Origin of the sequence: Rhizobium sp. 007, assembly GCF_015353075.1 — a bacterium.
GTDB lineage: Bacteria > Pseudomonadota > Alphaproteobacteria > Rhizobiales > Rhizobiaceae > Rhizobium.
The window spans coordinates 3,061,520-3,074,926 of sequence record NZ_CP064187.1 but is presented as its reverse complement, the minus strand read 5'-3'; the positions used below and the strand labels follow the sequence as shown (position 1 = coordinate 3,074,926).

Genomic DNA, 13,407 nt, shown 5'->3' with positions numbered 1-13,407 from the left:
ACTCGTTACACTGCTTCGATAGGACAGCAAAAATGCGTTTCGATTACATCATAACAGGTGCTGGTCCGGCAGGATGCGTCCTCGCCAGCCGGTTTACCGAAGACCCCAGCGTCAACGTGCTGCTCCTCGAAGCGGGCGGCGGCGACTGGAATCCGCTGTTCCACATGCCTGCCGGTTTCGCCAAGATGACGAAGGGCGTAGCAAGCTGGGGCTGGTCCACGGTGCCTCAGAAGCACATGAAGGGTCGCGTGCTGCGCTACACGCAGGCGAAGGTCATCGGTGGCGGCTCTTCCATCAACGCGCAGCTCTACGCGCGCGGCAACGCGGCCGATTACGACATGTGGGCCAGCGAGGACGGTTGCGACGGCTGGGACTACCGTTCCATACTCCCATACTTCAAGCGCGCCGAGGACAACCAGCGTTTCGCCGACGACTACCATTCCTACGGCGGACCGCTCGGGGTTTCCATGCCGGTGTCCGCGCTGCCGATCTGCGACGCCTACATCAGGGCAGGGCAGGAGCTCGGCATCCCCTACAACCATGACTTTAACGGCCGGCAGCAGGCGGGCGTCGGGTTCTATCAGCTGACGCAGCGTAACCGTCGCCGCTCGTCGGCATCGCTCGCATATTTGTCTCCGATCAAAGATCGCAAGAACCTGAAGATCCGCATGAATGCTCGCGTCTCGCGGGTCATCCTGGAGGGGAACCGTGCTGTTGGCGTCGAAATCGTCGGTAAGAATGGCGTCGAAGTCGTCCGTGCCGAACGTGAGGTCCTCGTATCTTCCGGCGCGATCGGGTCTCCGAAACTCCTGCTTCAGTCGGGTATCGGACCGGCCGACCACCTTAAGTCCGTCGGCGTGAAGGTCTTACACGACCTGCCGGGCGTCGGCGGAAATCTCCAGGATCACCTGGACCTTTTCGTCATCGCCGAGTGCACCGGCGACCACACATACGATGGCGTTGCGAAGATCCATCGCACCCTCTGGGCCGGCCTCCAGTACGTCCTCTTCCGCTCAGGACCGGTGGCGTCCTCGCTCTTCGAGACGGGCGGCTTCTGGTACGCCGATCCGCAGGCCCGGTCGCCGGACATCCAGTTCCACCTGGGTCTCGGCTCCGGCATCGAAGCCGGCGTCGAGCGTCTCAAGAATGCAGGCGTGACGCTGAACTCAGCCTATCTCCATCCGAGATCTCGGGGCACAGTCCGGCTCTCGGCTTCGGACCCCTCGGCTGCTCCGCTGATCGACCCGAACTACTGGTCGGACCCCCATGACAGGACGATGTCGCTTGAAGGGCTAAAGATCGCCCGCGAGATCATGCAGCAGGCCGCCCTCAAGCCGTTCGTTCTCGCCGAGCGTCTGCCGGGGCCGAAGGTCATGACCGACGAGCAGCTCTTCGAATACGGATGCGCCAACGCGAAGACCGACCACCATCCTGTCGGCACGTGCAAGATGGGGACGGGTCCGGAGGCCGTTGTCGGGCTCGATCTCAAGGTCCACGGTCTTGAGGGTCTGCGCGTCTGCGACTCCTCGATCATGCCACGCGTTCCCTCGAGCAACACCAACGCGCCGACGATCATGGTGGGCGAAAAGGGGTCTGACATCATCCGCGGACTGCCGCCGCTTCCGTCCGCGATCTTCTCGTACGAGCGCAACGACACCCGTCCAAGAGCTCGGGCGGACATCCGATAAGCTGACAAAAGCCATCGGTCCTGGAAGGCCGAATTCCAAAGGAGTTACGACAATGACCGAAGTAAAGGTAGCTGTTCTTGGCGGGTCCGGCTGGATGGGCAAGGTTCACACCATGGCCTATCAGACGTTCCCGCATTTCCTCGGCACCTCCGGCGGCACGGCCCGCGTCGTCGCGATCGTCGAGGCCAACCCGGCCGCGGCGGAGGACCTTGCACGCCGCGCGCCAGGCGCGAAGATACTTCAGGACTGGAAGCAGGCGGTCAACGATCCGGACGTCGACCTCATCGACATCTGCCTGCCGGACAGCCTCCACTATGAAGTCGCGAAGGCCGCGTTAATTGCGGGAAAGCACGTCTACTGCGAGAAGCCGCTCGCCAACACCGCAGTCGAAGCTCGCGAGCTCGCCGACATCGCCAGAGAGAAGGGCGTGATCACCCGCGTGGGGCACGCATTCCCCCGCAACCCGGTGCACGATCTCGCTAAGGAGATCATCGACGCTGGCGAGATCGGCGAGATCAAGATGTTCAAGGGTTGCCAGCACATCGACATGTACGGCGATCCGATGGCCCCTTACATGTGGCGCGCTGATGGAAAGCTAGCTCCGACCGGGATTGTCGGCGATACCGGCTCGCACATTTTCAGCTTCATGGAGTTTCTTGTTGGCCGCGTCAGCTCGCTGATCGCCGACAACCTGATTCTCACGCCAAAGCGTCCCGTGGTCGAAGGTCTTGGCTACGGTGAGAAGGTCGAACTCAAGGGCGACGAGAAATGGGCCGATATCACCAATCCGGACGCGACTAACCTTCTTTGCCGCTTCGAGAATGGCGCAGCCGGCATCGTGGACTTCAGCCGAGTGGCCACCGGGCGCAAGTTCATGCAGATCTATGAGATCTACGGCACCAAGGGCAGCATCGTCTACAACTACGACGAGGTGAACCGCCTTCGCTTTTACACCAACGACGACCGGACCGGCCGAGCTGGATTCCGCGAGATCGACGTCGGTCCCGAGAACGCTACCTTCCGAGCCTTCCTGCCGCTGCCCAATTTCGCGCTGGGCTACAACGAGAGCAAGATCATCGAGGCCGCGGAGGTTGTTAAGTCGATCACCACCAATACGCCGATGTGGCCGACGTTCGAAAGCGGACATCACATCTGCCAGATCGTCGATGCCTGCATGGAATCCTCCCGCGCGAAGCGCTGGGTGGACATCCCGCTCGCCTGATAAGAAGGCCTTCAAGGATCTGCACCGATGACAATCGACGTTCCCCAACACATCCTGGACGCCCTTACGGACGTCGATATGCCCAAGCTGGCTCCCGAGGCGCCGCCCTCGGAGACGGCCCGCATCGGGGGCATCGAGATGCCAGTCTACCGCGCGGGCTGCGTGATCGTCGGTTCCGGGGCGGCGGGCCTGCGTGCTGCAGTGGAGCTGAAGCGACGCGGCGACGACGTGGTCATCGTCAGCCAAAGCGCATGGGGCGGCACGTCTGCCTGCTCCGGTTCGGACAAGCAGACGCTGCACACTGCCAACACCGCCGACCAGGGCGACAACTTCAAGGCTATGGCGCGAGCAATCCGTGCCGGCGGAGCGATGGACGAGGACACGGCCTACGTCGAGGCCGTTGGTTCCGCCCGGATGATGGCGTCTTTGCAATATCTCGGCCTGCCGCTGCCACAGGAGCCGCTCGGCGGCACCCTACGGTATCAGACCGATCATGACGAGGTCGGGCGCGCCACGAGCTGTGGTCCACGCACCTCGCGCCTGATGGTAAAGGTCTTAGCCGATGAAGCGATGCGCCTTGCGATCCCGTTCTATAATCACACGACGGCGGTGAAGGTTCTCCATGAAGGCGAGGGTGACAGGCGGCGAGTGAGCGGAGTTCTGGTCATGATGGCGGCGGCACGGAGCGAGCAGAACCCAATCGGATTGGCTCTGTTCGTCTGTAATGTTCTCGTCCTTGCAGCAGGTGGTCCGGGCGAACTCTACAGGGACAGCGTCTACCCGAACGGCTGTTTCGGCTCGTTGGGGCTCGCGCTCGAGGCGGGCGTGGAGCTAGTGAACCTGACCGAGAGCCAGTTCGGGATTGGCACGCGTCGCGATGGATTTCCTTGGAACCTCTCCGGCACCTACGTGCAGGCGATCCCGCACATCTACTCCGTGGACGCCGATGGGAATGAGCATCACTTTCTTGCCGACTACTATCGGTCCACTCAGGAACTGGCGTCGAACGTCTTCCGAAAGGGATACCAGTGGCCTTTCCATTCCACGCGAATGCTCGACTTCGGCTCCAGCCTCGTCGATCTGGCAATTTATCGTGAGAGCGCAGCCGGGCGCCGGGTGTTCATGGATTTCAACCGAAATCCGCTCCCGGTTCCCGGCGATCTTCCTTTTTCACTCGATCGCCTTGACGATGATGTGAGCCGGTATCTGTCCAGCGCCGGCGCGAACCAGGCCATGCCGATCGAACGTCTCCGGCACATGAATCCTCTCTCGATCGAGCTGTACCGCCGCTATAAGGTCGACGTGGCGTCTGCGCCGCTCGAGTTCGCAGTCAACAATCAGCATATGAATGGCGGCGTCATGGTCGATACCTGGGGCCGAAGCAATCTGGTTGGCTGTTATGCGATCGGCGAGGCGGCGGGCACGCATGGCGTGACGCGTCCTGGTGGTGCAGCGTTGAACGCGGGGCAGGTGTTCGGCACCCGAGCTGCCGAACATATCGCTGCGAGCGGCAGGGCCAAGTCGGCCCCGTTGGGGCATGTCACCAGCTCGGCCGCCTTGGCGGTCGATAGACTGGCGGCCCCGCTTCGCGCCGACAGTGGTCTCACGGTCAAGGCTGTACGATCCGAGGTGCAGGCTCGAATGAGCGACAAGGCGGGGCTCATCTGCGATGCGCAGAGCGTCGCGGACGCACTGCAGGACGCCAGGCGCCTGAATGCGCGAATTCGCGCAGAAGGCATCGGTTTCGAGCGAGCTGCAGAAGCGAGCCGCGCAGTTCAGTGGGCACAGATGGCGGTGGCGTCCGAGGCGGTTCTGGCCGCCCTTGACTATTTCATTTCGAATGGCGGTGGAAGCCGAGGCGCACGTGCCATATGCGACGAGAACGGCGAATATCTCCCTCTTTCGAGATCTGGTCCGCTTGAAGAATTCCGTTTCCGCAAGGAGCAAGACGAACACCGACGCGAACAGATCGTCGTTCGTGCAGGCAGAAAGGGAATGGAAATTTGGACCCGTCCGAACAGGACCTTCGACGAAACGGCGAAGTCGTTCTTCGAGCGCGACTGGCCTGCCTGGCTCACAGGCGCGATCTACGATCTAGATTCGAAGGGATGTGCCTGAAATGGTTGCTTCCTCAAAATGCCGGGTGCTGACGGTCGGCGAAGCGATGATTGAGATGGCTCCGGCCTGCCCCGACACGTACCGTAGGGGCTTTGCCGGCGATACATTCAATACCGCCTGGCACATGTCCCAGCTTCTCGGCCCTTTAGGTGACGTCGGCTTTTTTACCAAGATCGGGACGGACAAGTTTTCGGACGCCTTCGCAACCGAACTCATGGAAGACGGCTTGAACCCGACCGTCGTCCTCCGCGATGCTGATCGTCAGATGGGCCTCTACGTGATCGAATTAGAGGGCGTTGAACGAAGCTTCCACTACTGGCGTAAGGATTCGGCTGCGCGCGGTCTGGCCGACGACCCCAGTGCGGTCCGGGAGGCTTTGTCGGGGGTTGAGCTTGTCCACATCTCCGGCATCACACTGGCAATTCTCACCGACTGCGCGCGCGATATACTCATTAAAGAGCTTTCCGTCGCGCGGCAAAAAGGAACGCGCATTTCGTTTGACCCCAATGTTCGGCAGAGGCTTTGGAATTGCCCTTCCCAGGCACGAGATGCGATCAGCCGTATGCTGGAGTTTACGGACATCGCGCTGCCTAGTTTCGACGACGAGGCTACATTATGGGGCGATACTTCCCCTGTTGCCACCGTCAAAAGGATCAAAAACTTCGGCGCCTCAGAGGTTATCGTTAAAAATGGATCCGAGCCGGTTGTCTTTGCGGTAGGTGATTGGACTGGAGAAGTTCCCACACCGACTGCTGGGATTGTCCGCGACACCACCGGCGCAGGTGACGCTTTCAACGCCGGCTATCTGGCATCGAGGCTGCTGGGACGGACGTGCGAAGAGTCGATATCGACCGGGCAGCAAGTCTCTGGTGTGGTTATCGGAACGCTGGGTGCCCGTGCGACGCGGGAGATCGTACAGTCGATGGGAGCCTCCCTGCGGCGCATCCCCTAGGCCGATACGGCGTTGGAGTGTCCGCGGTTAGAAGAGCCGACATGATCGCAACTCAGTTTGCTGCAGGAAGTCCCTTGGGAGGAGAGAATGGAACTCTTATGACTCTAGATCTTACAACGCTCGACATGGCCTTCGATGCCATCATCTTCGACTGCGATGGCACGCTTGTCGATACGATCCCAGTCTACGCACGCGCCTGGAGCCAGGGTTTTGCTTCATCCGGCGTGCAGATGAATCGCGACTGGTATTTGGAGCGCGCGGGTATGTCTGAACACGTACTCTTGCGAGATTTGAACGCGAATATGCTCCCAAATGCTGCCTGAGCCTTGATGTCATTTTGAACGGAGACGCGGTAGTGCACCGTCGCGCGAAGCTGTGTCGCTGAATGAGGAACGCCGAAAGAAATTTGGCCCCTGGCGCCTCCGAATCGGCAGATCATGCAGTCGGATCGCCGACATCGTTGTTCGTTTGTCTGGGCACGGATCGAGCTGATGCACCAAGAGTTCACGGCTCCGGCTAATTCGGCACCCTGATAATGTTCTTCAACCAGTCTATCTTGCAGAGCTTTTGCACTTATCCGAGGCGGGCGCGGCAGGATTCAGCGTTGCAGGTCAGCCACGGGCGCAGTGCCAAACATGCTTTTATACTCTCGACTGAATTGCGACGGGCTTGCGTAGCCTACCTCATATGCCACGCGCGATACATTTGTGCTCCCAGCGGCAAGAAGCTTTCGAGCTTCCAGCAGGCGTATATGACGTTGGAAGGCCAGCGGGCTAAATCCTGTGACAGCCTTGAAGTGCCTATGAAAAGAGGTGACGCTCATGCCGGAAGAGGCCGCCAGGTCGGGGATAACAACGGGCTCGCTGTGGTTGGCGGCGAGCCAGTCAGCCGCAGTCTTGAGCTGTTGAAACCGATCGTTTCGCCGGCCGACCTGACGGAGCGTATCGCCCATCGAGCTCTGCAGCAGACGATAGTAAAGCTCGAACTCGTAGTGCGGCGCGAGCACGCCGGCATCATCGGGCGTGGCCAGGAGCCCGACGAGACGAGCGAACGCGTCGCCGACCGGCCCGTTCAGATCGCCTGCCGCGACTGCGCACGTCCAGCGATCCTCCTGTTTGGGCATATCGAGCATGACGCGCGTGAGCATGCCGATATCAAGATGAAGGCTGATACCGACATAAGGGAGCTCGGGCGTCGCGCCAGTCAGCTGGTGGATATAGGGCAGGCCGAAGGACGACGCGGCGCAAGCACCCGCCAGCAGTTCGAAGCGATTGGCGCCCATGGTCAAAACCTTGGTGCCCCGTAAAACGGCGTAGAACATGGGTTCGAACACGGCCGGTGTGGGTGACGTGGCGCGTGTGCTTGTCCATAGCGTCAGGCGCGGAACGGAAGTCGGGAGGCCAACAGTTCCCCCATGTCGCGCAACAAAGGGAGCAACGTCGTTCAGCAGCTGAGTGATTGGTTTCAGAGGATCGGCCATCACCTCGAGCATGTAGTGATTTGGAAGGATCAGGCAAGTCTCTGGGATAATCGGGAATGTGGCCTCGGTCGTGTCTGGCTATCTTCAGGCTCTACGAAGGAAAACTGCCGTGATCCTCGGTACCAAGAGGAATGGGCCTCGAAACCGCGCATCGGGGCGACACGATATTGAAAGGGTTCGGATTATGCAGGAACTGGCTGGGAAGAGTGCTCTGGTGACGGGAGGGTCTCGCGGCATAGGCGCGGCAATTGCACGCGCGCTTTCCGAGAAGGGGGCGAATGTAGCGATAACGTATGAGCGGTCAGCGGACAGCGCGGCGCAACTTGTTCAGGCGATGGAAGGCAAGGGGCGCAAGGCCGTCGCGATCCAGGCTGACAGCGCCGATCCAGCGGCAATACAGCGATCCGTGGACGAAGCCGTCCGCGCACTGGGCGGTCTCGACATTCTCGTCAACAATGCCGCGATCGCACGGTATAACAATATTGCGGATTTCACGGTCGAGGATCTCGACGCGCTGCTTGCGGTCAACGTGCGCGGGCCGGTGCTCGCGTCGAAGGCGGCCATTCCCCATCTCAAGGAAGGCGGTCGTATCATAAACATCGGTTCAGCGGGTGCGGATCGTATCGTCGGCGTACCCGGCACGGTCTACTATATGACCAAAGGTGCGCTTCAAGCATTCAATCGCGGTCTTGCGCGCGAATTGGGTGCTCGGGACATAACGGTCAATCTCGTTCAACCGGGGTCGACAAACACCGAGTCGAATCCCGAGACGGGTGAATCTGCGGATTACCAGCGTAGCCTGACCCCCCTTGGCCGTTTCAATCAGCCCGAAGATGTCGCGGCCGCGGTCGCCTTTCTCGCGACGCCTGCCGCTCGGCAGATCACCGGGACGATCCTCACTGTGGACGGCGGCGCGCTTTCATGAAGGCGCAATGCAGTTGGTGGTCGCTCAATGAAGGTCGGGCGAAGGCTGGTCGGTGCCCCAATCCTTGTAGAAAAGCCGGGCGCCGTCCTTGGTGGTAAAGTAGGTCATCTCAACTCTTATCGTTGTACTCGCGATTATTTGCAGAGTTGTATCGCTGAAGTCAGGGGACTTTGCGTTCCGCTTCTTGCGACATAGTTTTGCGAATGTGGAGACTATTCAGCCTAAAATTGCAACGATACCAAACGCGGTGGAGAAACTGAATGGCGGGGCGTGGTCTATCTTTGGCCGGCGCCCGGTTGCTCAAGCGTGTGAGATCGGAAGGACGAATGCATGGCTGAAGCGAGCTTGGGGCAGACGATCGGGCCTGCGATCGTCCTGATGGGGGCGGCCGTCGTCGCGGTGCCCTTGTTTCGGCGGCTCGGCCTCGGTTCGGTTCTGGGCTATTTCACTGCCGGCGTGCTTGTCGGTCCGTCGGTGCTGGGCCTGTTCACCGATGCCCTGTCCATACTGCATTTCTCGGAACTGGGGGTGGTGATGTTCCTGTTCGTCATCGGGCTGGAGTTGCGCCCATACAAGCTTTGGGCCATGCGTGGCCAGATATTCGGACTGGGCCTCGTGCAGGTCACGGCGGCAACTGCAGCCCTGACGCTGACGGGCATGCTGGTCTTTGGCCTTTCCAGCCCGGTGGCTTTCATCGCCGGTGCCGGTTTCGTCCTTTCCTCGACGGCGGTCATCATGTCGGTCCTGCAGGAGCGCGGCGAGATTTCGAGTGCCGAGGGCCAGAAATCGGTCTCCATCCTCCTCTTCGAGGACCTGATGATCGTGCCGCTTCTGGCAGTGGTCACCTTCCTGTCGCCTCTGTCCCAAGGACAGTCGGGATGGATGGACGTTTTGCTGGCGCTTGGCGCGTTGCTGGTTCTTCTGGGAGTATCAAGATGGGGCCTGAACCCGTTCTTCGCCCTGCTGGCGCGTGCACGGACGCGTGAAGTAATGACGGCGGGCGCGCTGCTGGTGGTGCTCGGAGCAGCATTGCTGATGGCCAGCGCGGGTCTTTCCATGGCAATGGGCGCATTCCTTGCCGGGGTGATGCTGTCGAGCTCCAGCTACCGGCACCAGATCGAAAGCGACATCGAGCCGTTTCGCGGCCTGCTGATGGGCCTGTTCTTCATGGCCGTCGGCATGTCGCTCGACCTTTCCGTCGTTGCCGCGGAATGGTGGCTTCTGGTGTCCATGCTGGTCGCATTCACCGTCGCAAAAGGCGTCGTGGTCTATGCGGTCGCACGTACATTTGGCAGTTCCGGTCATCAGGCATTGCACCGCACCTCGATGTTCCTGCAAGGTGGCGAATTCGCGTTCGTGCTCTACGCTTCCGCGACCACAGGTGGCGTGATTGATGCGCGCGAAAATGCACTGTTCACCACCGTCGTGACCTTCTCCATGGCGCTTACGCCGCTTCTCATGATCGCGGCAGACCGGCTGCTACGAAGCGGGGCATCTATGGAGGGCGTTGAGGTGGCCCGGGATCTCAATGGAAGGGTGCTCATTATCGGTTTCGGCCGCTTCGGGCAGATTGCTTCGCAACTGCTGCTTTCCAAGGGGGTCAGCCTCTCGGTGATTGACATGAACCCCGACCGTATCCGCGAGGCGGGACGTTTCGGGTTCAAGGTCTTTTTCGGCGACGGCACACGGCTCGACACATTGCGCCACTCCGGCGCCGGTTCCGCCGAAGCACTGATGATCTGCATCGATGACTTGAAAGCCGCAATGCAGATCGTGGAACTGGCGCAGCATGAATTTCCGCAGGCAAAGATTCTCGTGCGCAGCTATGATCGCGGACATGCCGTGGACCTGATCCGCGCCGGCGTGGATTATCAGATCCGCGAGACGGTCGAATCCGCCTACCTGATGGGAGCGGAGGGCCTGCGAGCATTGGGTTATGCCGAACTTGACGTGGAGGAGGCCGCCGAAGACGTCCGTCAACGGGACAATGAGCGACTGTCCGAGCAGGTGCACGGTAACGCCATGTCCGGCCGCGATCGGCTTCACGTCCGGCCCGTTCCTGAGCCGCTAAGCGGAGTAGTCACCCATCAAGCGAGCAAGCTTTCCTCATCAAAAAGGAAAGGCCCATGAAAGCCGCAGTCTACGACAACCCTGGCCCTCCAACGGTTTTGAAATATGCCGATGTGCCCGATCCCGTCTGTGGGCCAGATGATGTCCTGATTTCCGTGGAGGCGATTTCGATCGAGGGAGGTGATCTGATCAACCGTCGATCGACGCCACAGAAATCTTCCTGGATCGTCGGCTATGCCGCTGCCGGTAGAATTGTTTCGATCGGCGCAAATGTCCGCGACCGGGCAGTTGGCGAGAAGGTGGCTGCCTTCGATATGCGTGGATCGCATGCAGAACTCTGGTCCGTTCCCGCCTCGCGCACATGGCTGGTTCCGGATGGTCTGGAAATGGCACAGGCCGCGGCGCTGCCGATTTCCTTCGGCACGGCCTATCACTGCCTGATTACCAAAGGCGGCCTGGGCGAAACCGAGACGGTCCTGATTCAGGCCGCCGCCGGCGGTGTCGGTCTGGCGGCCATTCAACTGGCGCGTGATGCGGGGGCGACCGTCATCGCCGTGGCCGGTGGCCGCGAACGGCAGGCGCGGCTGACTGAGCTCGGCGCATCACATGCCATCGATCGCCTGGAGAAAGACGTCGTTGAGGAGGTCCTTCGGCTGACCGGCGGCAAGGGGGCGGATCTCGTCATCGACCCGGTTGGCTCGACCTTGCAGGCCTCGCTATCCGCACTCGCTCCCGAGGGGCGCCTCGTGTTCGTCGGGAACGCAGGCGGCGGGGAGCTCAATGTCGAACTGTGGCAGCCGATGCAGAATAATCAGACGCTTCACGGCGTCTTTATGGGGACACTGTTCGAGAGGTCAGCCGTGCATGACACGGTCGACGAACTTCTCAAGGCAACGGCGAAGAAACGCCTGAAAGTCGTGATCGATCGGGTGTTTCCGCTGCGTGATGCATCGAACGCACATGAGTATGCAGAGACAGCTAAACCGTTGGGTCGCGTCGTGATGATCCCCTGACCTTGATGATTTCGAGAGGTGAGTGCCTATCGCCATCCGACGCATCGCGACCGTTGTAAGGAGGGCCGGTGCAGGTAATCGATCTTCCTGTTGAATAGCGAGGGCACATGAGATGAAGCGCACTATTGTGGCATAGCGATTCACATGCGCGTTAGCGCGGCAACGCCGGGCCATGGTTGAAACACTCAATCAGCATTTCAGTGAGCACACGAACTTTTCTTGCAGGATGCTGCCCCGGCGGTCTAACGACATATATACCGATCGGGGGCGGCGGATGGCGTTTCATGACCCGAACCAGTGTACTCGAGTCCAGATAATCTTTGATAAGGTCATCAGGGAGCGCGGCGATACCCAATCCGGCTGCTGCGGCGACAGCGAGAGCGACCCCGTTGTCCGCCTTGAAACGTCCCTGTGGGCGAACGGTTATTACCTTGTCTCCATCCATCACTTGCCAGGTTTCCGTTCCCTGCATGAGAGCCTGATGGGTTACGAGTTCGTCCGGTGTCTCCGGAGAGCCATGGGCTTTGATGTAGTCCGGGCTGGCGACGAAATTCCCGTAGAGGGGACCGACGCGTCTTGCGATCAGGTTTGAGTCCTGAAGAGTCCCGACCCTGATCGCACAATCATATCCTTCTGCGATGAGGTCCACGAAGCGATCGCTGTAACAGGTCTGGATCTGGAGATGAGGATGGCGACGCGCCATTTGTGCAAGTACTTGCGCGAAATGCGTCGGCCCGAAGGAAAGCGGTGCGGCTACACGCAGGCGACCACGAAGCTCACCAGCCGGCAGAATTGTCTCCCTGGCCACATCGATTTCGGCTGAAATCCTTGCTGCGTAGTCCCGGAAGGTTGCGCCCGCCTCTGTCAGAGAAGCCCCGCGTGTAGATCGGGCTAGAAGCTGGACGCCAAGCTCCGCTTCAAGCCGCACAAGCCTTCGGCTGACCATCGACTTGGAGATGCCAAGCCGCAACGCCGCCGAAGTGACGCCTCCTGCATCAGCAACTTCGACGAATGTCTGGAGATCTTCGATATCCACTTAGCGTTCCTCATTCTGCGACACAGCTTGGCACAGACAAGGACTACCGCATCACAAACAGGAATGACAAGTTTCGTCCCGCGGCAGCGCCTCGGAGGGCGCATGTCTTTTGAGCAAACGCGCTTCAATAAACCGCCAACATAGGATGAAACCATGACCTTTCGTAACGGCCTTGACTCACTTCTCCGCCCCGAAGACTCCGTCCTCGTTCTGATCGATCATCAGCCTTACCAGCTGGCGAACCTGAACAGCCATGATCCTCATATGGTGGTCAACAACACGACCGCGCTGGCGAAGCTGGCAAAAGCCTTCAATGTTCCGACCATTCTCACCAGCGTGATCGCGGCGCGCGGTGGACTTCTCTTTAAGCAGATCACCGACGTGTTCCCTGGCCAGGAAGTCATCGATCGCACCTGGGTGAACACCTGGCAGGACGAGAATGTGGTGAACCTCGTCAAGGCGACCGGCCGCAAGCAGCTGATCATCGCCGGCCTGTGGACCGAGGTCTGCGTCGCAATGCCTGTCATCCAGGCTGCCGGCGAAGGCTGGGACGTGACCGTGATCACCGACGCGTCGGGCGGGATTTCGAAGGAGTCTCACGAAGTTGCCATCCAGCGAATGATCGCGGCCGGCGCGAACGTGATGACCGTGATGGCGCTGGCGGGCGAATGGCAACGCGATTGGGCGCGCACCGAGCATGTCGAGGAGCTGACCGAGATTCTCATCCAGCACTTCGGCGGCAGCGGCATCGCGTATCTTTGGGAGCAGCAGCTTCTCAACACGCCGGTGCCGACCACCCAAAGCGGGCACTAGAACCTAACGGGGATGACGGGGTTCTCGATGAACGTATCGCAAGAGCCCGGACGGTGCGTTGAATCTCGTCGTCCCTTTTCATGACAGGTC

At 60.3% G+C, this 13,407-nt stretch carries 11 protein-coding genes; 9 read left to right on the top strand and 2 right to left on the bottom strand.

Going from position 1 to position 13,407, the window contains the following annotated elements; translation table 11 throughout:
- Nucleotides 1-32: 32 nt before the first annotated feature.
- From ISN39_RS15140 to ISN39_RS15120, 5 genes are read left to right on the top strand one after another with little or no spacing between them, the layout of a single operon-like run.
- A complete protein-coding gene (locus ISN39_RS15140; RefSeq protein ID WP_194728085.1) occupies nucleotides 33-1,688 on the top strand; it encodes a GMC family oxidoreductase N-terminal domain-containing protein in 1,656 nt (551 codons plus the stop codon).
- A gap of 52 nt (nucleotides 1,689-1,740) precedes the next feature.
- Nucleotides 1,741-2,910 (top strand): Gfo/Idh/MocA family oxidoreductase, encoded by a 1,170-nt coding sequence (locus tag ISN39_RS15135; protein WP_194728084.1) that lies wholly within the window; start codon nucleotides 1,741-1,743, stop codon nucleotides 2,908-2,910.
- A 27-nt stretch (nucleotides 2,911-2,937) separates the two neighbouring features.
- Entirely contained in the window at nucleotides 2,938-5,028 is a 2,091-nt protein-coding gene (locus tag ISN39_RS15130; RefSeq protein ID WP_194728083.1) for an FAD-binding protein, read from the top strand.
- A 1-nt stretch (nucleotide 5,029) separates the two neighbouring features.
- Nucleotides 5,030-5,980, top strand: coding sequence for a sugar kinase (locus ISN39_RS15125; protein WP_194728082.1), 951 nt, complete (start codon nucleotides 5,030-5,032; stop codon nucleotides 5,978-5,980).
- A 41-nt stretch (nucleotides 5,981-6,021) separates the two neighbouring features.
- Nucleotides 6,022-6,303, top strand: a complete 282-nt coding sequence (locus ISN39_RS15120) for an HAD family hydrolase (RefSeq protein WP_194728081.1) — start codon at nucleotides 6,022-6,024, stop codon at nucleotides 6,301-6,303.
- Nucleotides 6,304-6,578: 275 nt separating this feature from the next.
- On the opposite strand, the gene ISN39_RS15115 is transcribed toward ISN39_RS15120, so the two are convergent.
- The gene (locus tag ISN39_RS15115) at nucleotides 6,579-7,472 is read right to left on the bottom strand and encodes an AraC family transcriptional regulator (RefSeq protein WP_246763235.1); all 894 of its coding nucleotides are present in this window, start codon (nucleotides 7,470-7,472) and stop codon (nucleotides 6,579-6,581) included.
- A gap of 172 nt (nucleotides 7,473-7,644) precedes the next feature.
- Between ISN39_RS15115 and ISN39_RS15110 the strand changes: the two genes are divergently transcribed.
- The 3 genes from ISN39_RS15110 to ISN39_RS15100 all read left to right on the top strand — a co-directional run bounded on the left by ISN39_RS15110 (nucleotide 7,645) and on the right by ISN39_RS15100 (nucleotide 11,468).
- Nucleotides 7,645-8,385: an SDR family oxidoreductase gene (locus ISN39_RS15110; RefSeq protein ID WP_194728080.1), complete on the top strand. Its 741-nt coding sequence runs from the start codon at nucleotides 7,645-7,647 to the stop codon at nucleotides 8,383-8,385.
- Nucleotides 8,386-8,715: 330 nt separating this feature from the next.
- Nucleotides 8,716-10,515 carry a monovalent cation:proton antiporter-2 (CPA2) family protein gene (locus ISN39_RS15105; protein ID WP_194728079.1) on the top strand — a complete coding sequence of 600 codons (1,800 nt, stop codon included), beginning with the start codon at nucleotides 8,716-8,718 and terminating at the stop codon, nucleotides 10,513-10,515.
- Nucleotides 10,512-11,468: a zinc-binding alcohol dehydrogenase family protein gene (locus ISN39_RS15100; protein WP_194728078.1), complete on the top strand. Its 957-nt coding sequence runs from the start codon at nucleotides 10,512-10,514 to the stop codon at nucleotides 11,466-11,468. The genes ISN39_RS15105 and ISN39_RS15100 overlap by 4 nt, the downstream gene beginning before the upstream one ends.
- Nucleotides 11,469-11,619: 151 nt before the next feature.
- On the opposite strand, the gene ISN39_RS15095 is transcribed toward ISN39_RS15100, so the two are convergent.
- The gene (locus tag ISN39_RS15095; RefSeq protein WP_194728077.1) at nucleotides 11,620-12,504 is read right to left on the bottom strand and encodes a LysR family transcriptional regulator; all 885 of its coding nucleotides are present in this window, start codon (nucleotides 12,502-12,504) and stop codon (nucleotides 11,620-11,622) included.
- 153 nt (nucleotides 12,505-12,657) lie between these two features.
- On the opposite strand from ISN39_RS15095, the gene ISN39_RS15090 reads away from it, so the two are divergent.
- Nucleotides 12,658-13,317 (top strand): hydrolase, encoded by a 660-nt coding sequence (locus ISN39_RS15090; protein ID WP_194728076.1) that lies wholly within the window; start codon nucleotides 12,658-12,660, stop codon nucleotides 13,315-13,317.
- Nucleotides 13,318-13,407 lie beyond the last annotated feature (90 nt).

Excerpts from the sequence above, each read along its gene's own strand:
- ISN39_RS15120 (WP_194728081.1), top strand. The coding sequence starts at position 6,022 with ATGATCGCAACTCAGTTTGCTGCAGGAAGTCCCTTGGGAGGAGAGAAT.
- ISN39_RS15135 (WP_194728084.1), top strand. The coding sequence starts at position 1,741 with ATGACCGAAGTAAAGGTAGCTGTTCTTGGCGGGTCCGGCTGGATGGGC.
- ISN39_RS15105 (WP_194728079.1), top strand. The coding sequence starts at position 8,716 with ATGGCTGAAGCGAGCTTGGGGCAGACGATCGGGCCTGCGATCGTCCTG.
- ISN39_RS15090 (WP_194728076.1), top strand. The coding sequence starts at position 12,658 with ATGACCTTTCGTAACGGCCTTGACTCACTTCTCCGCCCCGAAGACTCC.
- ISN39_RS15115 (WP_246763235.1), bottom strand. The coding sequence starts at position 7,472 with ATGCTCGAGGTGATGGCCGATCCTCTGAAACCAATCACTCAGCTGCTG.
- ISN39_RS15110 (WP_194728080.1), top strand. The coding sequence starts at position 7,645 with ATGCAGGAACTGGCTGGGAAGAGTGCTCTGGTGACGGGAGGGTCTCGC.
- ISN39_RS15125 (WP_194728082.1), top strand. The coding sequence starts at position 5,030 with ATGGTTGCTTCCTCAAAATGCCGGGTGCTGACGGTCGGCGAAGCGATG.
- ISN39_RS15130 (WP_194728083.1), top strand. The coding sequence starts at position 2,938 with ATGACAATCGACGTTCCCCAACACATCCTGGACGCCCTTACGGACGTC.
- ISN39_RS15100 (WP_194728078.1), top strand. The coding sequence starts at position 10,512 with ATGAAAGCCGCAGTCTACGACAACCCTGGCCCTCCAACGGTTTTGAAA.
- ISN39_RS15140 (WP_194728085.1), top strand. The coding sequence starts at position 33 with ATGCGTTTCGATTACATCATAACAGGTGCTGGTCCGGCAGGATGCGTC.